Annotated in this window: 19 protein-coding genes; 2 read left to right on the top strand and 17 right to left on the bottom strand. The window is 37.7% G+C overall.

From position 1 onward, the window contains the following. The first annotated feature begins 8 nt into the window (after nt 1-8). Entirely contained in the window at nt 9-98 is a 90-nt protein-coding gene (locus tag R8925_RS16030; RefSeq protein ID WP_430534865.1) for a putative holin-like toxin, read from the top strand. A gap of 226 nt (nt 99-324) precedes the next feature. Here R8925_RS16030 and deoR read toward each other — a convergent pair whose 3' ends face one another. Continuing rightward, the gene (gene deoR / locus R8925_RS05270; RefSeq protein WP_430534864.1) at nt 325-1,260 is read right to left on the bottom strand and encodes a DNA-binding transcriptional repressor DeoR; all 936 of its coding nucleotides are present in this window, start codon (nt 1,258-1,260) and stop codon (nt 325-327) included. Nucleotides 1,261-2,091: 831 nt separating this feature from the next. On the opposite strand from deoR, the gene R8925_RS05265 reads away from it, so the two are divergent. Further along, nucleotides 2,092-2,769, top strand: coding sequence for a TVP38/TMEM64 family protein (locus R8925_RS05265; RefSeq protein ID WP_430534863.1), 678 nt, complete (start codon nt 2,092-2,094; stop codon nt 2,767-2,769). Between the two features lie 1,169 nt (nt 2,770-3,938). Here R8925_RS05265 and R8925_RS05260 read toward each other — a convergent pair. From R8925_RS05260 to R8925_RS05185, 16 genes are all read right to left on the bottom strand, one after another. Beyond that, entirely contained in the window at nt 3,939-4,706 is a 768-nt protein-coding gene (locus R8925_RS05260; protein WP_430534862.1) for a formyl transferase, read from the bottom strand. Continuing rightward, nucleotides 4,703-5,698 (bottom strand): polysaccharide deacetylase family protein, encoded by a 996-nt coding sequence (locus R8925_RS05255; protein WP_430534861.1) that lies wholly within the window; start codon nt 5,696-5,698, stop codon nt 4,703-4,705. Before R8925_RS05255 ends, R8925_RS05260 begins: the two co-directional genes overlap by 4 nt. Before the next feature lie 27 nt (nt 5,699-5,725). Continuing rightward, entirely contained in the window at nt 5,726-7,018 is a 1,293-nt protein-coding gene (locus tag R8925_RS05250; RefSeq protein WP_430534860.1) for an MATE family efflux transporter, read from the bottom strand. Next, entirely contained in the window at nt 7,005-7,544 is a 540-nt protein-coding gene (locus tag R8925_RS05245) for an acyltransferase (RefSeq protein WP_430534859.1), read from the bottom strand. Before R8925_RS05245 ends, R8925_RS05250 begins: the two co-directional genes overlap by 14 nt. Next, nucleotides 7,537-8,967, bottom strand: a complete 1,431-nt coding sequence (locus tag R8925_RS05240) for a hypothetical protein (protein WP_430534858.1) — start codon at nt 8,965-8,967, stop codon at nt 7,537-7,539. Before R8925_RS05240 ends, R8925_RS05245 begins: the two co-directional genes overlap by 8 nt. A gap of 31 nt (nt 8,968-8,998) precedes the next feature. After that, nucleotides 8,999-10,147 carry an aminotransferase class I/II-fold pyridoxal phosphate-dependent enzyme gene (locus tag R8925_RS05235; protein ID WP_430534857.1) on the bottom strand — a complete coding sequence of 383 codons (1,149 nt, stop codon included), beginning with the start codon at nt 10,145-10,147 and terminating at the stop codon, nt 8,999-9,001. Further along, entirely contained in the window at nt 10,140-10,742 is a 603-nt protein-coding gene (locus R8925_RS05230) for a sugar transferase (RefSeq protein WP_430534856.1), read from the bottom strand. The genes R8925_RS05235 and R8925_RS05230 overlap by 8 nt, the downstream gene beginning before the upstream one ends. Further along, nucleotides 10,726-11,889 (bottom strand): glycosyltransferase family 4 protein, encoded by a 1,164-nt coding sequence (locus R8925_RS05225; RefSeq protein ID WP_430534855.1) that lies wholly within the window; start codon nt 11,887-11,889, stop codon nt 10,726-10,728. Before R8925_RS05225 ends, R8925_RS05230 begins: the two co-directional genes overlap by 17 nt. Before the next feature lies 1 nt (nt 11,890). Continuing rightward, on the bottom strand, nt 11,891-13,162 hold the full coding sequence (locus R8925_RS05220) for a nucleotide sugar dehydrogenase (protein WP_430534854.1): 1,272 nt from the start codon (nt 13,160-13,162) through the stop codon (nt 11,891-11,893). Nucleotides 13,163-13,166: 4 nt separating this feature from the next. Next, on the bottom strand, nt 13,167-14,342 hold the full coding sequence (locus R8925_RS05215) for a glycosyltransferase family 4 protein (protein ID WP_430534853.1): 1,176 nt from the start codon (nt 14,340-14,342) through the stop codon (nt 13,167-13,169). 24 nt (nt 14,343-14,366) lie between these two features. Continuing rightward, nucleotides 14,367-15,806, bottom strand: coding sequence for a polysaccharide biosynthesis protein (locus R8925_RS05210; RefSeq protein ID WP_430534852.1), 1,440 nt, complete (start codon nt 15,804-15,806; stop codon nt 14,367-14,369). Between the two features lie 22 nt (nt 15,807-15,828). After that, nucleotides 15,829-16,521 carry a CpsD/CapB family tyrosine-protein kinase gene (locus R8925_RS05205; RefSeq protein ID WP_430534851.1) on the bottom strand — a complete coding sequence of 231 codons (693 nt, stop codon included), beginning with the start codon at nt 16,519-16,521 and terminating at the stop codon, nt 15,829-15,831. A 14-nt stretch (nt 16,522-16,535) separates the two neighbouring features. Then, entirely contained in the window at nt 16,536-17,204 is a 669-nt protein-coding gene (locus R8925_RS05200; RefSeq protein WP_430534850.1) for a YveK family protein, read from the bottom strand. A gap of 2 nt (nt 17,205-17,206) precedes the next feature. Next, on the bottom strand, nt 17,207-17,707 hold the full coding sequence (locus tag R8925_RS05195) for a DUF4352 domain-containing protein (RefSeq protein ID WP_430534849.1): 501 nt from the start codon (nt 17,705-17,707) through the stop codon (nt 17,207-17,209). 62 nt (nt 17,708-17,769) lie between these two features. Beyond that, nucleotides 17,770-22,302, bottom strand: coding sequence for a toxin Cry1Ac domain D-VI-related protein (locus tag R8925_RS05190; protein ID WP_430534848.1), 4,533 nt, complete (start codon nt 22,300-22,302; stop codon nt 17,770-17,772). Nucleotides 22,303-22,605: 303 nt separating this feature from the next. Beyond that, nucleotides 22,606-23,280 carry a Crp/Fnr family transcriptional regulator gene (locus R8925_RS05185; protein ID WP_430534847.1) on the bottom strand — a complete coding sequence of 225 codons (675 nt, stop codon included), beginning with the start codon at nt 23,278-23,280 and terminating at the stop codon, nt 22,606-22,608. Nucleotides 23,281-23,491: the final 211 nt, after the last annotated feature.

The following is a 23,491-nucleotide window of genomic DNA, read 5'->3' as shown; positions in this document are numbered from 1 at the left end:
GATTAATTATGACTGTCTTTGAATCACTAACGATTATGGTCGCTTTCGCAGGACTTGTCGTTATGATTATGAACAGTAAGAATGACAGAGATAAGTAAAACCACTCATAAGCTTCCAAACAGCTGAGTGGTTTCAAAAAAACTATGAAGGCTGGCACCATCTTAAACGGTGTTTCATGTTTGCGTGGAAGGCTATGTTGACGCATAGCCTCAGACTGTAGAAAAACTACCTCGCATGATTTTTCGCAAAACCTTCTTCTATTGCATACTACCATAATTAAGTTTAAAAAAATAGGTTTCCGTCGCATATCTTGGCAAAAAGCTACTATCGAACTAATTCTTTCGCGGTGAACTGATCTGTTATCAAAATGTTGGCATATTCTCCTTGAAGCGCGCCATGAATCGCTACGACTTTCCTTGCGCCACCTGCAATCAGAATGGAGCGCTCTTTTAGCTTAAGTGATTCGAGTTCGATACCGATTGTGCGAGCATCGATTTCTGCACTACAAATTTGGCCGTCTCTGTCGTAAAAACGGGAACAAATATCGCCAACGCCTTTTGTTTTTAGTAGCTTTTTCTCAGCTTCATTAAAATAGCCGAGTCGGAAAAGAAGAGCCTCATCGCGAACGGTTCCAACAGTAAAAACCGCAATATTTGCCTGTTTTCCCATCTCGATGATGTGGTGAATGTGACGATCCTGCTCCACCATTTCTTTGACGGTGGCATTATCAAAAATAACAGGGAGCGGTAAATGGCGCGGCATCGTTTGGAAGTTTTCAGCGAATAGAGAAATCGTTTCGGATGCGTATGTATTGACGTTGGAATGACTAATCCCACCTTTTAATTGAATCACTTCCACACCACGCACATCTTGCGGTCGAATTTTTTTCGCGACTTCATACATTGTCGTTCCCCAACTTACACCAAGAATATCACCATTTTTAACAATTTCTTCAAGGTATTCTGCACCTTTTTTGCTAAGGAAATCGGTAATTGTTGTATATTCGGTAGTCGGTGAAAAAACGACATGTGCTTCTTTTAAGTTATATTTTTCTCGAAGCGCTGTTTCCAACGCATCCAAGTCGGCGAACGGATCGGTAACTTTGATTTCCACGTAACCACTTTCTTTAGCGAATTGCAAAAGTCGGGATACAGTTGGGCGTGAAATTCCGAGCTGGCTGGCAATCTCTTGTTGACTGTAATCAGATTGATAATACAGGCGCGCAACTTCAATACTTAGTTGCTGTTTTTGTTTATCCATTGGCTTTCCTCATCTCTAAAAAATTAAAACCATGTTCTGATTCATTATATCAGTTAATCTGTGTTTACGACATGATTGTAAATATTTAAAGACGAAAGTGATACTATAACAGGGCTCAAAATGATTGTTGTCTAGTTTGCTATAGAAGAAACGCGTTATATACCTGTTGCTGTACTTATTTCTACTTACTTAGAGTTATTATCGGACAGCCTTACCAGACATGCCTTCCTTTGATAATACCCCATCTTCTTTCTGTCTTGCTCAAGTATACCCTTATCAGATATATTTTTGGTGCACAAAAAAACACTACGGAAAAGGGGAGAGCCGCAACCGTCTAAAAAGGGAGTTCACATTATCACGCTTCGGGAGAAAGTATGATAATGAATTTGCTTGTTGTTAACTTATATTTTTATATTACATCTTTAAGAAAAAAATAGCTGTGATCCAGATTAGAATTTCATGAACAATAATCTTTCCTTTTTTCATACCATTTCCAACACCATCACACAATGTCATTATGTGATACTATTTTTTATCTATCTGAAAATATTTCTTCTTATTTCATCATCTAATCTATTTATCGTTAATTAGAAATAATTAGATATATATTTGTTTTACACCTCCATGTTATAGTTACCATAAATAATAATTTGCTCCCTAACAAAGATTCACAAAACCATTCATAAACAGGTACACTCTGATTTGCGGGATCACTGGGTACACACCAAATGGCTTCCGTAAAAAAGAGAAAGTACAGTAATCAAGAATTTGCTAAGTACAAAATGTCGAGCTATAATTGGAGTTGTAGAGGGGAAAAAGGGAGGAAAAAACATGAATATCCGTCTCAAAGTCAAAGTAATGTTTATTGTGCTAGGTCTCATCGCTATTATCATATTAGGTTACATTATTTATAAGGATTATTCTGCTGATTTCAAGTTATTCCTTGATCCGGATGCAGATAGAACGCAGCTGATAGAGAGTATTCGTAGCCATAAGTTAAAAGATGCCTTGTTGCTAGTAGCTTTGACAGCCGTCATGTGCGCTATTCCTGGTGTTCCTAACTCAGTAATCGGTATTCTTATAGGTGTGTGCTTTGGCCCGTGGATTGGTGTTGTTATGAATATCACCGGAAATATATTGGGAAATGTCATCGTGATTATTATGTTACATAAATTTGGAACATCCAAAAAAACAAACAGATCGGACGAATTCATAGCTAATATTTCACGCATGAAAAACCCGCTCTTCGGCATCACAGCGGGTTACATGATTCCAATACTACCATCCGTTATCGTGAACTACACAGCAGTCAAATTAAAATTACCACTAAAATCACTTTTGCTAGCGATTACATTCGGTGTTTTACCTACTTCATTCCTATATGCATTTGGAGGAGATGCGCTACTAAAAGGAAATACTAAAATTGCAATCTTATCCATTGTTTGTGTTGCCTTACTCGTATTCTTACTGAGATTTATCCAGAAAAGGCAAGCAAAGATTAGTGCATAATTGAAAGTTTGTTCGAGATAGTACAGGAGCATTTTGTTAAGACTAGCCTTTAAGGAACCGAATGAAGCGTCTATGAATATTTTTGTGTTTTCCTTCGTAATATTATTTTATTGAGCCCTTTTTTCAGAAGATTTTTGTGAGATTAATACCTCTACTAAGAAGAATCATGGGAACATTTTTGAGTTTTGGTATGATATTTTGAAAAACAATTCGGTTCCAGAGTTGGGGCATATTACGCATGATGATATAAGCGTTAACTTGATTATGTTTACATTGTGTATATGAACAATAAAAACAACGGGAAGAAGCAATATATTTTATTTTCCTTTGATGGAAAAAGGAAAAAATACGTATCAAAAATCTGAATTTAGATTTTTGATACGTATTTTTCTAGGTCAGAGAACCTTTTGTCTCAGACTCTTCTAATGCCATACCTGGACTCATTCGCGCCAGAAAAAGAATCCGCAATCAAAAAAAAATCCATTAATACTCCAGTCAGCACTAAAATCGAAATGATTACCATTTTCTTTGAGCATTGCTCGAACTTTTAATCCATTTTCCGAATATCCATACTTTACTGTTTCTCCACAACCTTTGTAACTCTTTGCTACAGAGTTATAAGATGGTATTTGCTAAAAAGTTAAACAAACCAAGTATTGAGTGCCATATCATTACTATTATGGCGATTAGTTGGGAATCGTCTATGCTGGATATTATTTCCAGATAGTCTCCATGCTAGTATTAGTTGACGTTGCTTATAAAAGTCCTTTCTCAACCCGCTTAAATATTCCTTTTCTGCCCGCGTAGATGCTGAGGCTCGCCAATTCATTGCATAGATATCAATAGTAGTACCATCTAGTAAGTTTTGTATTTCTGATTGATTAAATTTTTCTGCAGGTATTGTCTCCCATTCTAATTCTTCTAAAAGAAAATCATATGAAAAAGGACCAATTACAATGGTACCTATAGAATGGCCACTTCAAAAAAGAAGTGCATTCTATAGGTGTTTTTTGTATACTCAAATCCAAATCTTTTTTCCAAAGATACTCAGCATGATTATTGTCTGCACTACTGTCAATAGAATTATTAAACCAATAAATTCAAGAAAATCTCTACACCCCCCGCTTAGCTCCTTCCGTTGAAAAGCTTACATACCTCTTTAAGCTCGACTATTTAACTTTCAGGCGCTTCCTCAAGAGTAGATATTGGAACAAGGTTGGCTGATAGAATACTTTACCTTTTCTATTTCTATCCGCTATTTTTGGTGGGATTAATTCTGTACTCTTTCCTACTAGGAACTGCTCAAGTAGCTGAATACCTTTTGCTAATTGTAGGTAAGGATAGGTGACAAAGTTGTCTTTTGAAGTTACGCTAATTTTGTCTTGAGCTATGATATTCCCTGTATCAATACCTGTATCGATATAGTGCAAGGTGACACCACAATTTCTCTTATCTTGTTGAACTAGCGCCCAATAACCTCCGTGGCTACCTCTATAATATGGTGTAATTCCTGCATGAATATTAATAAAAGGAGCTTTCGTAGATTCTAGTACTTGCTTACTTATTATTCTAGTTCCACAAACAATTATCAAATCTGGCGCTTCTGCTTGAATTACTGCAATCGTATTCTCATCATTGACAGATTGCACTCGTTGTATTTTAGACGCTGGTATATCGGTCTCATCTATATCCTCTTTTTTTATGATTTGCTGGATTCGTTCCCGCGCTTCCTTTTTTAGAAATGGAAGGCATAAGAGCTGGAATAAAACTTGTCCAATAACTGTTCCAATCCCTAGACGCTTTATCCTTCTTTTAATCATTCCTTTTTTGGATAAAGGGGCTTCCATGACAACAGTACTTATTGGAAATCCTATATTTATTTTTTGATAAACAGCATGAGAACTTGACTTTTCACCCGCAAGCATCATGATTTTCATAAAGTGTCTCCCTTTCCTTCAACTTTCTGAGCTAGCTCCTGCATGGTTACGCTTTTGAAGCCAAACTCATGTTGCAAATATTCATAATACGCACATATATCTTGCAGCATAGCAATGTTTTCTTTGATATTCATACCAAAATTATGTGGATGGAACCAAAGATGAAATACCTCCCCATGTTCACTAGCATGGCGCATTGCCTTCTTAATACGGTTTAGTTTTAGTCGTTCTAGATGACGTGCTTTTTTTACATATGGTCTTAAAAATCGACTGGAAGGAATGTTAACTAGACCTTGTTTCAAACAAGAGTCTGGTGAAAATGTATGATAGCCTGAAATGTTAACGTAGGAGTCCATAAGCCTCAAAGCGCGATGAACTCTATTTTCCTGTTTCTCTTCACGCTCGCGATATAAGACATGGTTTTCATTGCCGCGAACAATGTTCATTCCATATGATTTTAGTATATCTAACAACTCTGGATTAAATTGGTTTCTAGGGAAAACAAAACTTTTAGGCTCAATGCCCTGTGCATTCATCATGGCCAGCGCAGCACATGTGTCACTTTGAAACGACTTATCGGCTTCCTTATTATCTAAACAGTAAAAATGAGAATATGTGTGCAGCCCTATTTCTTGATGCTCTGTTGCGCTTATTTGTTCTATCAAAGAAAGGGCATAGTGGGAAGGGTCTGCCGTCTCATTTTCTCCTAGTTCTGTACATTCCTTTAAAAAATCAGATATATGAGTAGTTGGTGTATTTTTGAAATATTGCTTATTCACTTCCAAAATATCACTTTTTGACTCCGCGAACAGCGCACCGACTGTTGCCCACGTTGCATGAATTTGGTGTTCTTTAAATGTCTGTAATATGTCTGGAATCGCCTTCCTAGCGCCTAAAACGTTGGCATCATACGAATGATTCGTATCCCAAGAGTAACTCCCCCATCTTAATTCAAAATCAAGAGATATAATAAAATAACCATTTTTAAACAAATAAAATCTATCCTTTCATGTACTTTTTTACTGGCTGTCTCGCATCATCGCACTATTGGTCTGCTTTTTTCTAAACAAGAATGGTACTACTGCCTTTACATCTTTAGGCTTCATAAATAATAAATCAGTAAACGGTACACGATATTTCCGTTTAAACCATACAACTAATGTAAGTCCACAAAAAGCGTACGAAATAATCGAGGCGATCGCTGAACCATAAATATGGAACAACGGTATTAGAACAAAATTTAGACCAACGTTTAACAAAACACTGACAAGCAGCGTAATAAAGTAAAAGCGCCAGCCGCCATTCGCCGAAAAAAGAGTTCCAATAATTTTCGCATAAACCATGAACGGTACAGCCAAGAACATTAAAACCACAACTGGGTAGGCTGGAATGAACTCTGGGCCAAACAGTAGACCCAATAAAGGTTTGCCTAGCCAGATTACCATAATCGCCACTAAAACAACCGCTGTAAATCCTAATCGAATAGAAAAAGTCATCCGTTTGATATCATCTTTATAAGCATTACGATGAAACATGACCTCTTTAAAAATATCTGGAATCATCCATGAATACTCTGCTAATGCCACACCCGTACTATATAAGCCGATATGATAATAATCCACCGACATCATTTTCAGAATAATAATATCCGCTTGGTAGTTAACCGCGATTAAAAAAGATGTCAGAAGTGGCAAAAAAGATAGCACAGTCATCTTTTTATACTTTGCTGGTACAATTTTAAATTTAAAATCACGATCCCATAATGAAATAAGCGAAAAAATCATAGATACATAGCTTTTCAAACCATAAATAATTAAAATGACATAAAGGTTCTCACTTGTTAGGAAAAATGCAAGTATAATTAGAATCGTATTTATAATGGAAGAAATGATAATAATAATAGACTGCTGCTTCAAGTTTTCAACAAGATTAATCTGTGTCACTTGAAGGTTTAGAACATTAACGCTGATGAGTAGCAGTCCTAGCCCCAACATAAGATTTTTTGTTATGAGTGTCACAGCAATCGCAATACTTCCATAGACAAAAAATTGGATAATAGCATAACTCACAAATAATTTTTTCGCGTACGGATCTTCCTTACGCATTTGAGGGTAAATCAATGAAATTCCTAGATTTAAAATCGTTGTTCCTACAATAACAATATTGATGACGTACATATATTCCCCGCGCATTGCTGGACCAAAATACCTTGCCACAAGCATCAAACTAATAACGCCGTTTAGTACAACAAACCCTTTTTTAACCAATGTCAGGAAAAAATCATTTTGAAAAAGCTTCTTAATGTACATCATGCAGGTGCTCTTTCTGATTACGAATAAACTTCGCTGGAACCCCGCCAATAATAGCATCTCGCTCAAAATTTTTCGTAACAACTGCATTTGCGCCCACAGTGGTTCCAGGAGCAACCGTCACGCCAGCATTAATCACCGCATGACTTGCAAGCCAAGCCCCTTTGCCAATAACAACTGGTTGAGCCTCTGAATTCATAGAAACCGCTCCATTCTGATACACATGTTTGGACGTTACGATAACGCACATTGGCCCTATCGACGCACCATCCTCTATCGTAAGTCCACCAGTCCCATTTAAATAACATTGATGTGCTATATAGACATCATTACCAACACAAATCAAGTCTGGTCGATTGATAATCACACGCATCCCAATCCGAAAATTAGATCCACAAGATTTAAAAAACGGTCGCATCATATAACCACGAATCTTTGTGGTTATATCTGTATTAGGAAGCACAGCTGTTACTAATTGAACGATATGCATTGGTAAAATATATCGAAAAAATAGGCGTTTCTTATTCATAGTGAACATCTCCTAGACGTTTCTTAAAAACAATTTTTTTATTCACATAATAGACAATCAAAAACAGCGCCAAGTTGTAGCTAAGATCGTTAATAATATTCATCGTATTTTGTCCCATCAACATGCCCATCCGCGTACAGACAAGGGTGAGAAAGTAGAACATCTCTATCGAGCGCGTCCTATCAATTTTAGATTGAATAAAATAGGCTAGGCATACAACAAAAACTGAAAAAATTGGTGAAAGTAGATAACCAAAAAACAGATTTCCTTGACCAATCATTGGCAAAATTTGCGTTGTGTGCTCAGAGTAAAAATAACGTTGGTTAAAAAACAGATTCGAGTAGTCAAACGGTAAATTCTTAACAAATATATTGACACCAATCATTGGCCGGAAAATATCGAAAAATAATACGGACCAATGCTGAGCTTGAGGAAAAATAAGCTTAGTCTCAAGCGCCATCGCTACGTTATACGGGCCTCCAAAATACACCTGCAAATTATCCGTGAAGTCCGTCACCCCACTTGTTCCTCCAGAAATCGATGCAATATTACGCACGGTACTCATGATTATAATAATCCCAACAATCATAGCTACAACAAAGAATACCACCATTTTGAAATATTTAGGGAACAACAGTTTGAATGTTACCAAACTCACAATAGCAACAAGTACAATGTCTGAACGATTTGTGCCCGTAAAAATACCGATATTCATAAATAGAGCTACAATCGCAATCCAAACATACAGCATTTGATTCGTAGCCGCATGTTTTTTATACGCCCACCATGTCACCATAATAAAAACAAGCTGTTTCGCTAAAATAAACATATAGCCACCAAGCATGTGTAAAACACTACTATCTTCCATTACATCCACCAAATCTGGCTTCGGAATAAACAAGCTAATCGATGAAATAACGCCTGGTATACCTATTGTCGCCAAAATAGCAACAACAATAAACACCATATACCCAAAATAACTTTTCGTCTCGTCAAATGGTTTCTCTGTATCTCGAGCCTTATATTTTTTATTTTGAAAATAATCTAGAACCCCAATCACAATTGTCACAATGATAAGTTCATAAACCATCAAGTAAATGGCTGTTTCCATCGAACTTGCAAGTGGTGGTTCTGGAGACCGGCCTCCATAGTAATCATTAAATACAATAAAGAACGGCAACACCACAAATCTTGCAAAACCGATGGTACTGAAAACAACGATAAATACTTTAAAACGATGGAATAATAAACGGGAAAATATGGCTAAGAAACAGAAAGTGTAGGTTAATGGTAGCAGATACAATCGATCATACCCTGGTGCATTGATGTTCTCAGCAACATAAATAGTAACAAATGCTCCAAGACATAACATGATGAAATTGACGCATATAACATATATTTGTTTAGGAATTTTTATTGGCATATTAATTTCATACATCCTTCAAGTTATTTAGTCATTCGGTTAAAATCCTTTTTATCGTATCCACCACGTATTCTTGCTCTTGTTGTGTCATCTGAGTGCTGGATGGCAGGCATAAACCTGTATTATATAGTTTCGTAGCTACATCCCCAGCTACATCCTCATAAAATGGCGCATCTTGAAATAAAGGTTGTTGATGCATCGGCTTCCATAACAAACGACTATCAATCCCCCGATTTTTTAGCAACTTTAATACATCTTCTGGCGTCTTTCCACTTTCATTTACATCAAATGTAAAAGTTGACAGCCATCTATTCCCCTTTGCATCTTCTAATTCTGGCATCATTGTCACATTAGCAACTTCTGTAAACACCTTCTGATAGTCCTTGAATATCTCCTGTTTTCTAGCTACTCGCGCTTTCAAAACTTCCATTTGACCAATACCGATACCTGCGAGTACATTGCTGAGACGGTAATTATAGCCAACTTGATGATGTAAATAATATGGTGCATCTTCCTTGGCTTGACTAGCTAAAAAGCGCGCCTTTACTATTTTTTCTGGATTTTTCGCAATAAGTGCACCACCACCGGACGTAGTGATAATCTTGTTTCCATTGAAAGAAAATACCCCGAAATCACCCAACGTTCCCAACGGTGCATCTTTATACACACTTCCAAGCGCTTCCGCTGCGTCTTCCACAATAGGAATCCCATATTCGCCAGCTAGTGACATAATCTCGTCCATTTTAGCTGACTGTCCGTAAATATGAACCACAATAATAGCTTTGGGCAATTGATTATTTTTTTTAGCCTCTTCCAAAGCATTTTTTAAAGCAAACGGTGACATGCACCATGTATCTTCCTCTGAATCAATGAATACTGGCTTTGCACCTAAATATAAAGCTGGGTTTATGCTAGCTACGAAAGTAAATGTAGAACAGAATACAATATCGCCAGCTTTGATGTTTAGTAATTCTAGTGCTAAATGAATGGCTGCTGTTCCAGAAGAAACCACTGCTGCATCAGACACCTGATTATACGACGCAATGCTCGCTTCAAATGCATCCACATTAGACCCGAGTGGCGCGACCCAATTTTCTTCAAACGCTTTTTGAATGTATACTTGTTCTCTTCCACTCATATGAGGTACTGCTAGCGGGATCATTTTATTTGTTTTAAGCATGCTTAATCTCGTCCAACCTTTCCATTGCTATTTGATCGGAATTATTTACATCTTCGCGACTAATAACTTTTAAAATTGTCTTTTTATAAATTTTCATATCTAGCTTAAACGATTGATTTTCAACATAAAATAGATCTAATTGAAACTTCTCATGCCAGCTTATACGGTTTCGACCATTTACTTGCGCCCAACCACTGAGACCTGGGCGTACAATATGGCGCCTTCTCTCATCTTCCGAATAAAAAGCAAGATATTCCTTAAACAATGGTCTAGGTCCGATAAAATTCATATCACCCTTAATTACATTGATTAATTGTGGTAATTCATCTAGGCTTAACTTCCTTAATGTAGTGCCGAATGGGCTGAGTCTCTTGTGATCTGGTAGTAAATTCCCTGCCTCATCTCGTTCATCAGTCATCGTTTTAAATTTATAGATTTTAAAAACAGACTCGTTTAGCCCAACTCTCTCTTGTGAAAAAATCACTTTTTTATCTAATTTAATCCAGACTAACAAGGCTATAAACAGCAGTAATGGCGCTAATAATATTACCATCACTATTGCTATACATCTGTCTATCTTATTTTTCGACTTCATATACATACCGTTCCTCAGCCTCCGCCCTACTATAAATTATGTCTAAGCCTTTCCAAATGTTTTCTGATTGGAACTCCTTGACCACTCTTTCTCTTCCTTTTTCACCAAGACGCGCTGCTTGTTCTTTATCTTCTAGCAGTGTCCTTATCGCCTCTTTCATTTCGGTTACATTTCCGGCCTCAATAAGCAAACCCGTCTCATTCGGTATAATCGCATCCTTTGCACCCGTCACATTTGTCGTAATAACAGGTACATTGGCGGCAGCAGCCTCTAATACGACATTCCCAAAGCCTTCGCGATATGTTGGTAAAATAAACATATCCATCAAGCGATAATATGATGCCGTTTTGGGGACAAATCCTGTTTTTATGATGCGGTGATTCTCTAGTATCCGATTTTTGGTGGTAGCCGACACAGCATCTCCTTCTTCAAAATCGCCTACTAGTAACAATGTCAAGTTACTTCTCTCCGTTGCGAGTTCAGTAAAAGCTTCTACCAAATCATCAATGCCTTTATCTTTTGTCAATCGGCCAACGTATCCAATCACTTGATGATCACTTTCATCTAAATATTGCTTTTTCAGCCGTGCAACTTCATCCTTATCCAGCTTGAATTCGGATAAATCAAGACCATTATAACTGCCTGATCCCAGTACTTTGATCTTCTCTCTGGGAGCTAGCCCTTCTTGAATTAGTACTTCTTTCAAACTTGGACTAACCGCTATACATCTTGTACTCCATTTGCAGATTAGTTTTTCAATTGTGAGTAGTAGCTTTCTTTTTTTTCCTGTACAAGTTTCAAATCGTAAACCGATGATGGAATAAATACGCATGGGGGTTCTTGTCAGATAGGCCGCGATCATGCATAGTAAACTTGCTTTTGGCGTGGAAATATTCGTAATATCTGGTCTTACTTTTAAATAAATCCAGATAATCTGTAGTAAGGAAAGTAAATCCGAAAAAGGAGAAATCTCTCGCTTCATTCTTACTTTATGGACTTTAATATTCGAGCTTGGAACGAAGTCAATATCTCCATCTGGCGAACAGATGAGGTGCATATCGTAGCCTTTCTTATTAAAATACTCAAGCTGCCCTCGGAGAAGTTGTGTACTTATCGATGAAGTCACTCCAATTAAAATTTTGCTCATATCATAATCTCCAATAATGGATATTTGCTGGTTTTTCTTCGCTATTTAAGGCTCCTTTGACATCCATTAAAATCCCATTAGGAGAAACCAATTTTTCAAATGTTTCCCAGCCTGAAGCGATATATTGTTGATGTGGTACTGCCAAAATAACTGCTTGGCTTTGTTTCAATTCCTCAAACGGAACCAATCTATCTTCCAGCTTTACGCCCTCAGCTTCCATCATGGAGTCAGCAATTTGAACTTGGATTCCGTAACGCTTCAGCTCTGAGATAATGTCCATAACTTTAGAATTTCTAATATCCGGAACGTCCTCTTTAAAAGTGATACCCAAAACTGTCACTACACTATTTTTAATTGGTAAGTCTGCCTCAATCATTTTCTTAATCAAGCTTGAAACGATGAAATGGCTCATACCATCGTTAATTCGTCTCCCTGCTAGAATCATATGAGGATCATAGCCCAGCTGTTGCGCCTTATGTGTTAGATAGTAAGGATCAACGCTGATGCAGTGCCCACCAACAAGACCAGGTGAAAAAGGAAGGAAATTCCATTTTGTTTTTGCAGCTTTTAAAACTTCTTTCGTATCAATACCTAATCGATCAAAAATCATCGCAAATTCGTTCATTAGCGCGATATTCAAATCTCGCTGCGTATTTTCGATTACCTTCGCAGCTTCGGCTACTTTAATGCTACTTGCCTTGTACACACCGGCTTGAATAACTGTTTTATACGTGTTATAAATAATTTCAGTAACTTGCTCTGTTTGACCAGAGACAATTTTATTAATCGTGGAAAAGGTGTTTTTCTTGTCACCGGGGTTAATGCGCTCTGGGGAATACCCTACATAAAAGTCGTGACCTGCTTTTAATTTGGAGTATTTTTCAAGTACGGGGATACATTCTTCTTCAGTAACGCCTGGATATACAGTAGATTCATAGACTACTATCGTACCTTTACTTAAGTGCTCACCAATCGTTTCAGAAACACTAATTAGTGGCGCTAAATTCGGTTGTTTATCATCTGTAATGGGGGTTGGTATGGCGACGATAATAAAATCACATTCCCGCAATTTTTTTGCATCTGCTGTATACGCAACATTGGCTCTCTGCAAGTTCTCACTAGTTACCTCATTTGTACTGTCGTGATGCTTTTTCAAGGAAGCAATACGATCCTCGTTTATGTCAAAACCGATGACTTCTTGTTTTTGTCCAAACGCTACGGCTACTGGTAAACCTACATAACCTAGCCCTACTACTGCAATTTTTCTTGTCATTATGTCAATTCCTCATTTCTATAACCTCTTTAAACCGATGAAAGAATTCTTGTCTTTTATTTTGCAATATCTCACTCTGAAAAGTTCTTGCTCTTTCTATACCTCGTTCTGCGTATTGCAACTGTTTTTCTTTACTTATTGCAAGCACCTTAATCTGATTAGCGAATGTTGCTACATCTCCGGATTCGTGCAATTGCTCCGGCTCTAACAATTCTGGTATGCCACCAACATTCGACCCAAGGCAACTGCAACCTCTTGATAAAGCTTCAATTAGCGCTCGACCCTGTCCTTCCGTTTTACTAGGCATCAGGAAAATATCGATATCATCCAACCATGTGCAAACATCTTTGTTTGGAAGCGTTCCGCTAAAAACGACACAATCTTCCAAGCCAAGCTCTTTCGCTAAATCTTGCCATCTTTCCTTAGGTCCTCGCCCCAGAATTCGAAACTCAAATGGCGGTAGCTCTGACTTAATTTTTGCAAGTGCTAAAAATGTCGTTTCGAAGCCTTTATATGGCGATGATAAAGAACCATTCATACCTATATGAAGCCGTTTTCTATCACTTTCTATCCTCGCTTGACGTCGAACCAACGTGTCTTTCTCTATTTTTGGTATTTCGACATTCGAGCAAGATACGTTATATCCTACCGGGGGATAACGCTCTTGCAAATGCCTTTCTGTTATATAGAGCGTATGTTGGGAGGTCGCGATATTTCGCTTCATTTTGCGTTCAGCAATCGGTGCATAGATTTTACCCTTCCAGTTGCCATATGTCGCCATTGTTTGGTATCCATCACCTACAACTTCAATGCAATACGGAGTGTTCGTTTTCTTAGCAGCTTTTAAAGCCATATAACCTATTTCAGATGGTAGCCTAGCAATGACACCATCCGTCTTTTTCACCGCTTCTAGCACCGTTTTATACCCTATTGGAAATGGTGTCAAAGTCCGAACTCCATAAGGATCTTCTACACCTTGAAAAGTAACACCAGGACCGCTCGATAGATTGATTGCCTTCTTATTTAAATCGCCTAGTTTTTCCATTCGTGCCAGGACAGTCAGTTGGTCAATGTGTACTAAATACCGCTCCCAATTGCTATAGGCAAACGCAACTTCTGAGTAAATTTGTCCATCATCTGCTTCTAAAAATCGATTGTCATGTGCAAATAGCCAATTCACGTGTTTATCACCTATACTCTCAAATTATATTTTCTGCACGGTGCAGTTACTATTGGCAAGAGTAATCATCTCTTCACGTAGCTTCACCTTCGACCACTTGTCGCAGTTTTCTAGAATTTCATACATCATCTCAAAATTGACATCTTTCGTTTTACCCACATAGATTTTCGGATAAATTTGCTTTGGCTCTAATTCGTTTTCTAGCAATAACTCTTCATATAATTTCTCACCTGGGCGCAACCCAGTAAACTTGATTTCAATGTCATCTAAAGAATAGCCAGATAGCTTAATAATATTTTGAGCCAGCTCAAGGATTCTAACTTCTTTCCCCATATCTAAAACGAATATCTCGCCACCTTTTGAAAGAGCCCCTGCTTGTAATACTAAGCTCGCTGCTTCTGGAATTGTCATAAAGAAACGTGTCATACGGCCATCTGTTACAGTTACTGGGCCACCTTTTGCAATTTGCTTTTTGAACACTGGAACTACACTGCCTCGGCTTCCAAGAACATTTCCAAATCGTACTGCTGAAAATTTAGTATGGCTTTTTTGAGCAAATTCTTGTACAATCATTTCGCACATTCGTTTGGAGGCGCCCATAACACCTGTTGAATTTACAGCCTTATCTGATGAGATCATGACAAATGATTGTACCCCAAATTTATCTGCTGCTGCGCTAATATTCTTCGTCCCGATGACATTATTACGTATTGCTTCATGAGGATTTTGTTCCATTAGCGTAACATGTTTGTGTGCTGCTGCATGATAGATAGCATTTGGCATATATTCTTCTACAATTTCATGCATTTGCTTGCCATTTTTAATATCTGCAATAATTGGCACCAGAATTGTATTCCTTACCGACTCGCGCAACTCCTGTTCAATTAGATAAATACTATTTTCACCATGACCAAGTAGAATAAGTTTTTCTGGCTCATACTTTAACAGTTGCCGGCATATTTCAGAACCGATTGATCCTCCAGCACCCGTAATAAGTACTGTCTTTCGATATAATTGCCGTCTAATTTCAGCGTCATCTAATTCTACTGGCGCACGATTCAATAAAGAATCTTCTGGAATATCTGCGGGAATATCCGAAAAGTTGATAAGCGGCTGACTTTTCAGTAATAAGTCCTCGATACCTGGCACGCGTCTTAGCGCTACCCTTGCTTGCTTACATACCATCTCTATTTTTACAAACGCGTCTTTATCCATATTTGTGACGGCTATAATTACAAGTTCAATATTATAAAGTTTGATTAGTTCCGGTAGGTCTGCCAAAACACCAATAACAGGAACACCTGCTAAGCTAATATCTTGCTTCTCATGACTATCGTCTAAAAAACCTAGTAGCCGAAATGTCTGTGCCTGGTCTTTTAAAATCTTTCTAGCGATAATATGACCTGTATCGCCTGCACCTAATATCAGCGTCTTTTTCTCTTGTTTAGTATTCGATTTTTTCATTCCATCAACGCACCTTTATCATTTAATAAACGTAATAATTTTTGCTTGACCTTTGCCTTTTTACATCGTTCAAAATATAGCCTGTAACTTTAGCATTAGACTGGTTTAGAATTTGTACACTTTTTTGAATTTCTGTTTTGTATGCTCGATAGGCACGCACGACCAAAAATGTCCCATCAACTTTACTTGCCAAAATCGGCCCGTCTGCAATATCAATTAATGGTGGACTATCGATGAAGATAAAATCATACATTTCTCTGCATTTTTCTAATAATTTCTCGAGGTTAGGAGAGGAGAGTAAGTCAGTGGGATTTGGGGGTACTGGGCCACTTGGAATAAGATCGATGTTATATTTATCAATGGTTTGAACGGTGTCTTCTAGTACACTTTGATTAGCGAGTAGTGTACTCAGTCCCGTATGATTTAATCTTTGGAAAAGCTTGGCTTGTGTTGGCCTCCTCATATCACCATCAATGAGTAATACTTTCTTATTTTGTTGTGCAAATGCTATCGCTATATTCGAAATTATCGTAGACTTTCCTTCACCTGGTATACTCGATGTCACAAGGTATATTTTACTTTGCCCCATTGAAACAAATTCTATATTTGTACGAATGATTTTAATTTGCTCATTAAATGCTCTATTTTCTGCCATTTGCTCTAACGTGTCTTGGCTTTTTTTAGCATTGTTTTTGTATAGACGAGAATTCATCATTCACCTTCCTCCTATCAAAATTGATTGACATTCCCTAGGTGGGTTGCTTTGATAATGTGGCTTAGTTCTTTTTCATCGCGAACACTCTGACGCATGGTTTCTCTAATAACGATAATTGTAATAGCCACAAGAAACCCTGCTAAAAGTCCAATACCAGTAAGTAATACTTTATTTGGCTTCACTGGGATATCGTTATATGTTGGATCTGTCAACACGCGAATGTTATTAGCGGACATAATTTTTTTAGCCTCTTTGATTGCCGCCGTGATAAGTTGCTGGTTGATTTGCTTTGCTATTTTTGGATTTTGGTTTAAAACATTGACTGTCAGAACTTGCGAGTCTTTTGAATTTTCTATCAAAATTTGTTTAGCTAATTTCCGTGATGTTATGTTTAATTTTAGATTATCAACTACTTTCTCCAGGACAGTTGGACTCACTATGATGATTTTATATGTGTTCACCAGTTGAATATTACTCTGTGTATCTGACGTTGATGTTGTCGTTTCATCTTTGGTCCCTTGCTTAATGACAAGTTGGGATTGCGATTCATAGGTGGGAACAATAAACTGTTTAGCAATAACAAATCCACCGATAGCCCCTATCAATCCCAGTATGAGTATAAGCCAAAACCATTTTCTCAAAATAAATAGCAAATCTGATACGTCTATTGTTTTTCCTTCCAATGTTATTTAACCTCCACTTTCCAAGAAGCTCTTACATCGGAATCTTGGTCTTTATACGCAATAGTGTATGGGCCCTTGCCGTTCACTGCAAAGTAACCTGATCCATGAACAGTCTTTCCTGGTTCAATTTTTTCCCCCAAATTTTCACCTGGATAAATTGCTAATTTCTTTCCGCCTTTATCGCTAATCTCCATACCAATTGTGGTAAATCCTCGAGGTGTAGCGGAGTTATTTTCTACATTCATATCTACCTTCAGCACACTATCCTTAACGCCTTTATCATTTTGTAAATAGGTTACTTTTTCAAAAGTGACAATCAAACCTAAGAGATCCACACGATCGTTTAATTTGAATTGCTTGTTTTTAGTAGGCTTTATTGCTTCTTGTTGTTTATTCTCGCTCTGTTTATTATTCGTTTTTGCGTTATCATTTGTATTAGAGCATGCTGCGAATAAGAGAACTATACTGGCTAATGCTATAAATCCTAGTTTCCATTTCTTCATTTTGCTACCTCACTTTAATTAATACTAGGATGGAGCAATCCCCATCCTAGTATTTTTTTATCTTATTTCGTTACAACTTTTTCTGCTGAAATCCAGTTGCCAGTTGCATCTTTGTAATCTACTTTCACTGTGTCGCCTTCTTTAAGGCTTGTTTTTGTCCAAGTAAACGTACCGTCAGTGACTGGAACCATCACTTGAGCGACACCATTTACCCATGTTCTTACTGTTGTTACGCCTTGTGGAACTGTACCAGATACTACCCCTGTGCCTGCAACAATCGTGTTGATAACTGGTGCAAGTGAGGATGCGTCAGTTGTAGCTGAAACTGTGATGTCTTTATAAGCTGTATATTGGTTGGTATTTGCATTTAATAATGCTACGCTAACAACGGTACCTTCTTTTTGCTTACCAATAAATTTACTGTAATTTCCAGATGTGTCAGCTGTAATAACACTTACTAGTTGACCATTGATAGCATATCTTAATTTAGCATTTGCTGGAGCTTTACCTGTAAGCGTGTCATCATTTGTAGTTATCGCATTCACTGTGTATTCGATACTTACTGCAGCACTTGTTACTGTCGTACCTTTTGCAAATTCGTATTTGCCTGTGTCTGTATTGAACATTTCGATAGATACTACAGTTCCTACCGCTTGTTTGCCAATTAGCTTACTATAGTTACCATCTGCGTCTGCTGTTGTAACGTTCACTGCTACACCATTGATTGAGATTCTTAGTTTAGCATTTGCAGGAGCTTTACCTGTTACTGTGTCGTCTGCTGTTGTCATTGGTGCGATTGTAACGTTCACTGCTTTCACAGTTGTTGTTACTGCAGGTTTATATTGATTGGATGCTACATCGAACACTTCCACACCAACAACAGTTCCTGGTGTTTGTACGCCTACATATTTTGAGTAATTACCACTTGCATCTGCATATCCGATATTTACTGCTTGTCCATTGACAACATATCTTACTTTTGCATTTGGTGTAGTTGTACCTGAAATTGTGTCGTCGTTTTCAGTCATTTTATTGATAACTGTTGTACTCAAAACTGGTGTTACTGTAATAGATGCTTTTGTAGCTGCATTATATTGACCTGTGCGATCTTTATAATCTACGCTGATAACATCGCCTGCTTTACGGTTTCCAATGTTATACGTGAAATTACCATTTGCATCTACGGGTACTATTGTAGTAGCAACATTGTTGATGAAGATGCGGATTGTACCAGGGTTATAATTAGTTACGTCTAATTTCCCACTAAATACTGTATCTGCTTCTGTCATTGGATTTAATTGTGGCACAGCAATGATAGCGTTATTGCGATCAGTTAATTGTTGTTGTGCTTTATTCAAATCGCTTTGTAGTTCCGCTTTTTTCGTTGGATCTGTTACTTTATTGATTAGGGCTTGTGCTGCATCAATATTACTTTGAGTTAGTGTTCCAGTGATGTTTCCAGTTGGATCTTGGTTTGTAAATAGGTTATTAACTGCTTGACGTGCTTGGTTTTGAGCTGCTGTTTCTGCGCTTGCTTTATCGTTTAATTGTTGTTGCGCTTTATCCAAACCGCTTTGTAGTTCTGCTTTTTTCGTTGGATCTGTTACAGCGTCGATTGTTTTTTGTGCCGCATCAATAGCTTTTTGGTCTGTGCTGTCTTTGATAGTTCCATTAACGTCGTTGTTGTTGAACAAGTCTTTCACACTAGCTGTTGCTGCTGCTTGACGTGCTTGTTCTTCTGCTGTTTGATTTTTTGCATCCAATAATTCTTGGGCGCGATTAATTTTGTTTTGCAAGTCTGTTTTCACTGCACTTGGTAGAAGAAGATCTACTTGTGCTTGTGCTGTATCAATGGATGTTTGTGTTGTTGTAGTTTTGATTGCATCTGTTCCTGGATCATTGTTTTGGAACAACTGATTGACTGCAAAAGTAGCAACGGCTTGTTGTGTTTTGTCTGCTTCTTGAGCTGCAATATTATCGTTTAATTGTTTTTGAGCTGCGTCCAAATCTTTTTGTAGGGCTGCTTTTTTCGTTGGGTCTTTTACTTTGTCAACGAGATCTTGGGCTGCATTAATATCTTTTTGAGTCACTTTTCCAGTGATGTTACCTGTTGGATCTTGATTCGTAAACAGATTATTAACCCCTTCACGAGCTGATTTTTCTGCCACTTCTGCTGCATTTCTTGTATCTAGTTGTGTTTGTGCTTCGTTCAACTCTTTTTGCAGTGTTGCTTTTTTCGTTGGATCTGTGACAGCATCGATTGTTTTTTGTGCGGCATCAATGGCTGTCTGATTTGTAGTGTCTTTGATTGTTCCTGTTGTATCATTGTTGTTGAATAAACCTTTCACGCTAGTGTCAGCTGCTGCTTCTTTGTTTCTTTGGTCTAATAATTCTTTGGCACGATTTACTTTGTTTTGTAAATCAGTTTTTACGGCACTTGGTAAAAGAAGATCCACTTGTGCTTGGGCTGCATCAATTGTTGCTTGGATTGTAGTGTCTTTGATAGCATCTGTGCTTGGATCATTATTTTGATACAATTGATTTACAAGGAAACCAGCGATAACTTGTTGTCCTTTGTCTGCTACTTCTGCTGCATTTCTTGCGTCTAGCTGTGTTTGCGCTTCGTTCAACTCTTTTTGTAAATCTGCTTTTTTCGCTGGGTCTTTTACAGCATCAATTGTTTTTTGTGCTACGTCAATAGCTACTTGGTTTGTAGCGTCTTTGATTGTTCCTGTTGTATCGTTGTTGTTGAATAAACCTTTCACGCTAGCATCTGCTGCTGCTTCATTTTTAGCATTCAATTGTGTTTGGGCTGCATCCAAGTCTTTTTGTAAGTCTGCTTTTTTCGCTGGGTCTGTTACTTTATTCACTAAAGATTGGGCTGCATCAATATTAGCTTGAGTCACTGTTACAGTGATAAGGCCAGCTGGATCTTGGTTTGTAAATAGATTATTGACTGCTTGGCGCGCTTGGTCTTGAGCTGCTGCTTCTGCTACTTTTTTTGCATCTAGCTGTGTTTGCGCTTCATTCAAGTCTTTTTGTAAGCTTGCTTTTTTCACAGGATCTGTGACAGCATCGATTGCTTTTTGTGCTGCATCAATGGCTGCTTGGTTTGTAGCATCTTTGATTGTTCCTGTTGTGTCATTGTTATTGAATAAGTCTTTCACACTTGCTTCTGCTGCTGCTTGGTTAGCTTTTTCTGCTGCTTCTGCTGCGTTTCTTGCATCTAATTGCGCTTGCGCTTCATTCAATTCATTTTGAAGTTCTGCTTTTTTCGTTGGATTTGTTACAGCATCCACTGTTTTTTGTGCTGCATCAATGGCATCTTGATTTGTAACATCTTTGATTGTTCCTGTTGTATCGTTGTTGTTGAACAAATCTTTTATGCTTGCTAATGCTTCTTCTTGACGAGCTTGCTCTGCTGCTGCTGCATTGTTGGCATCTAATAGTTGTTTTGCTTTGTCTAGGTCTTTTTGTAACTCCGCTTTTTTAGTAGGATCCACTACTTTGTCGGCTAACGCTTGCGCTGCATCAATGTCGGCTTGTGTCAAACCAACTTTAATAGCACCACTTGTATCTTTGTTAGCAAACAAATCATTCACTGCTGCACGTGCGGCATTGTAAGCTGCTGCATCATTCTGTTGGTCTAGTTGAGTCTGCGCTTTGTTCACAGCGTCTGTTAATGCATTTTTTAATGTTGAGTCAGGCAATTGGCTAACTAAATTCTTAGCATTATCAATCTCATCTTGTGTTAAACCAGCTTTAATATCATTGGCCGTATTACCACCTGTAAAAAGATTATTTACAGCTGTTTGTGCTTCACTTTGCAAATCAGCTTGCTCTTGGGCAGGTGACTTTGTCAAAGTGAAATCTGATATGGTTATTACAGCACCAGTAGGCGTATAGACATTAAGTTGTATACTGGAATATTTATCTGCTCCTTGTCCTGCTTTAAATGTACCTGTGATGTTACCAGAGCTAGTAATATAAGAACCAGCTGAGCTGGGTATAGTGATATTATTACTGCTCGCGCTACTATAAACTGCACTAACACTTATATATCGACTATTATACGTCGCTTGACCTGGTTTATCAAAAGTGGTAGAGAATGAGAATGAATACTCTTTACCTGGTACAAGGGAGCCAACATAACCTATTGCAAGTTGTTGTTGTCCATCTCCGCCTTTGTTATCAATACTAATACCATTTTTATCTGCACCTAGAAGAGTAATTTTTTTTAGATTATCTTTACCCATAGTAAAAGTATCTGGTTGGCCAGCAACTTTAGTCAGCGTATTTAGAGTACTAATCTTTTGCGTGGTTTGTTCCGAAGGAGCCAAAAAAGCTGGAGTACTACCGAAAACATAGTTATTAAAACGATACGTATCTCCCATTGTTGTAGGTAATGCATATACACTGAAATCGCCCATAAGATTAGGGTTAGCATCTGCTGTTGGTGTTGGTGTTGCTGCTGTCGCTGCTTGTGCTAGAGCAGCATTGGTTGAAAGTACTCCTAAAGGTGTGACGATTGTAGTCCCTAGAAGAGCTGAGATAGATAGAACACTTGCTACTTGTTTCATTTTTTTGTTTAGCATTTTATTATTATTCTCCTTTGTTTTTGATTGCTTTTTTATTTGTATTGCAACTGGGTAGCCTGTTAGCCCATCACCTCCCTATTTGTGGTATTGCCAGAACAAATACCCAGCCTACCTCCTTACTCGCTTTTTGTTTGAGAGGTAGCGTGATTACCTGTTTTTCCATAAACAACTGCATTGTTGGAGCAGATTAGTATGAGTAGGTGGAAGTATCGTCTGTCTTTGTCTGCATCACCTCCTAATAGTAAAAATCGGCTTTCATTTGGATAAGCTGGTGTGCAAGGCAAACCTATTATCAGTTTTTTATATTATACTTTCTATTTCCAAAACAATTTCTCGCTTGCTAGTGACAAATATAAGGGATTCCTCTTGTAGTTTTAATAGGCTATCACTTAGCTTGGACAACCCGACTCCTACATACTGAGCAATGATGTTGCGCGTGAATACGGGTGGAATTTTTATAGCGTTATTTGCTGGTGTACCAAATTTCTTTGCTAATTCTTGTAGGGCTATGAAAACTCGTTCTTTGTGTGTCTTCTTCATGGTCATAAGCTTTTTTGTAAACCGGCTATATTGGTCTAGCATGCTCATATAGTGATAAAGGTATCCTTCTTGTGTGCTCATGATTTTTGCAATAACCTCACTTTTGATGAATCTCCAAACCGTTATTTTTGTTATGGTTTTCACTTCGAAATCCTCGCAGTTTGCATTTATCATACTATCTGAAAGTCCAACAAACTCGGAGGGACCTTTAAACTCGAATACTTCGCCTGCTACGCTAACACTTGCAATGCCATCACAAATGTAGTATACGTATTCTATGTTGTTTTGATGTAAATCTAGTATCGCATTCTTTTTAATTGTTATACTATCTTTTTCGATATTATAAAAAGTGGTTTCTGCTAATAAGTTGAAAAGTTTAGGCTGAGTAAATTCTTGCTTCATCATTTTTAAAGAATATAAATCATCTGGAATCAAATAGACAACCTCCTTATGATTCTAGTATGTCATATTATTTTTGACGTTTGTTACCTCTAAAAAGTGTACTCATGCTTGAAATTGTGAATTTTTTGTGACAGTTGATGTCTCTTCGTATTGGGCAATATTTGATAGATTAGGTTGCCAATATTCGGGGAAAAGGATAGAAAAGCTGGCGTTTGTGATACGTCATGTCTCATTGAGGATACTT

Origin of the sequence: Listeria rocourtiae subsp. hofi (genome assembly GCF_963575615.1) — a bacterium.
Classification (GTDB): Bacteria; Bacillota; Bacilli; order Lactobacillales; family Listeriaceae; genus Listeria_A; species Listeria_A hofi.
The sequence above is the reverse complement of the archived record's forward strand: the minus strand, read 5'-3'. Positions and strand labels throughout refer to the sequence as shown.

Bases quoted from the DNA above. Each gene is read 5' to 3' on its own strand.
- R8925_RS05205 (WP_430534851.1), bottom strand. From the start codon at position 16,521: ATGATGAATTCTCGTCTATACAAAAACAATGCTAAAAAAAGCCAAGAC.
- R8925_RS05230 (WP_430534856.1), bottom strand. From the start codon at position 10,742: ATGAAGTCGAAAAATAAGATAGACAGATGTATAGCAATAGTGATGGTA.
- R8925_RS05220 (WP_430534854.1), bottom strand. From the start codon at position 13,162: ATGACAAGAAAAATTGCAGTAGTAGGGCTAGGTTATGTAGGTTTACCA.
- R8925_RS05260 (WP_430534862.1), bottom strand. From the start codon at position 4,706: ATGAAAATCATGATGCTTGCGGGTGAAAAGTCAAGTTCTCATGCTGTT.
- R8925_RS05245 (WP_430534859.1), bottom strand. From the start codon at position 7,544: ATGAATAAGAAACGCCTATTTTTTCGATATATTTTACCAATGCATATC.
- R8925_RS05210 (WP_430534852.1), bottom strand. From the start codon at position 15,806: ATGAAAAAATCGAATACTAAACAAGAGAAAAAGACGCTGATATTAGGT.
- R8925_RS05250 (WP_430534860.1), bottom strand. From the start codon at position 7,018: ATGATGTACATTAAGAAGCTTTTTCAAAATGATTTTTTCCTGACATTG.
- R8925_RS05195 (WP_430534849.1), bottom strand. From the start codon at position 17,707: ATGAAGAAATGGAAACTAGGATTTATAGCATTAGCCAGTATAGTTCTC.
- R8925_RS05225 (WP_430534855.1), bottom strand. From the start codon at position 11,889: ATGAGCAAAATTTTAATTGGAGTGACTTCATCGATAAGTACACAACTT.
- R8925_RS16030 (WP_430534865.1), top strand. From the start codon at position 9: ATGACTGTCTTTGAATCACTAACGATTATGGTCGCTTTCGCAGGACTT.
- deoR (WP_430534864.1), bottom strand. From the start codon at position 1,260: ATGGATAAACAAAAACAGCAACTAAGTATTGAAGTTGCGCGCCTGTAT.
- R8925_RS05235 (WP_430534857.1), bottom strand. From the start codon at position 10,147: ATGCTTAAAACAAATAAAATGATCCCGCTAGCAGTACCTCATATGAGT.
- R8925_RS05190 (WP_430534848.1), bottom strand. From the start codon at position 22,302: ATGCTAAACAAAAAAATGAAACAAGTAGCAAGTGTTCTATCTATCTCA.
- R8925_RS05265 (WP_430534863.1), top strand. From the start codon at position 2,092: ATGAATATCCGTCTCAAAGTCAAAGTAATGTTTATTGTGCTAGGTCTC.
- R8925_RS05240 (WP_430534858.1), bottom strand. From the start codon at position 8,967: ATGCCAATAAAAATTCCTAAACAAATATATGTTATATGCGTCAATTTC.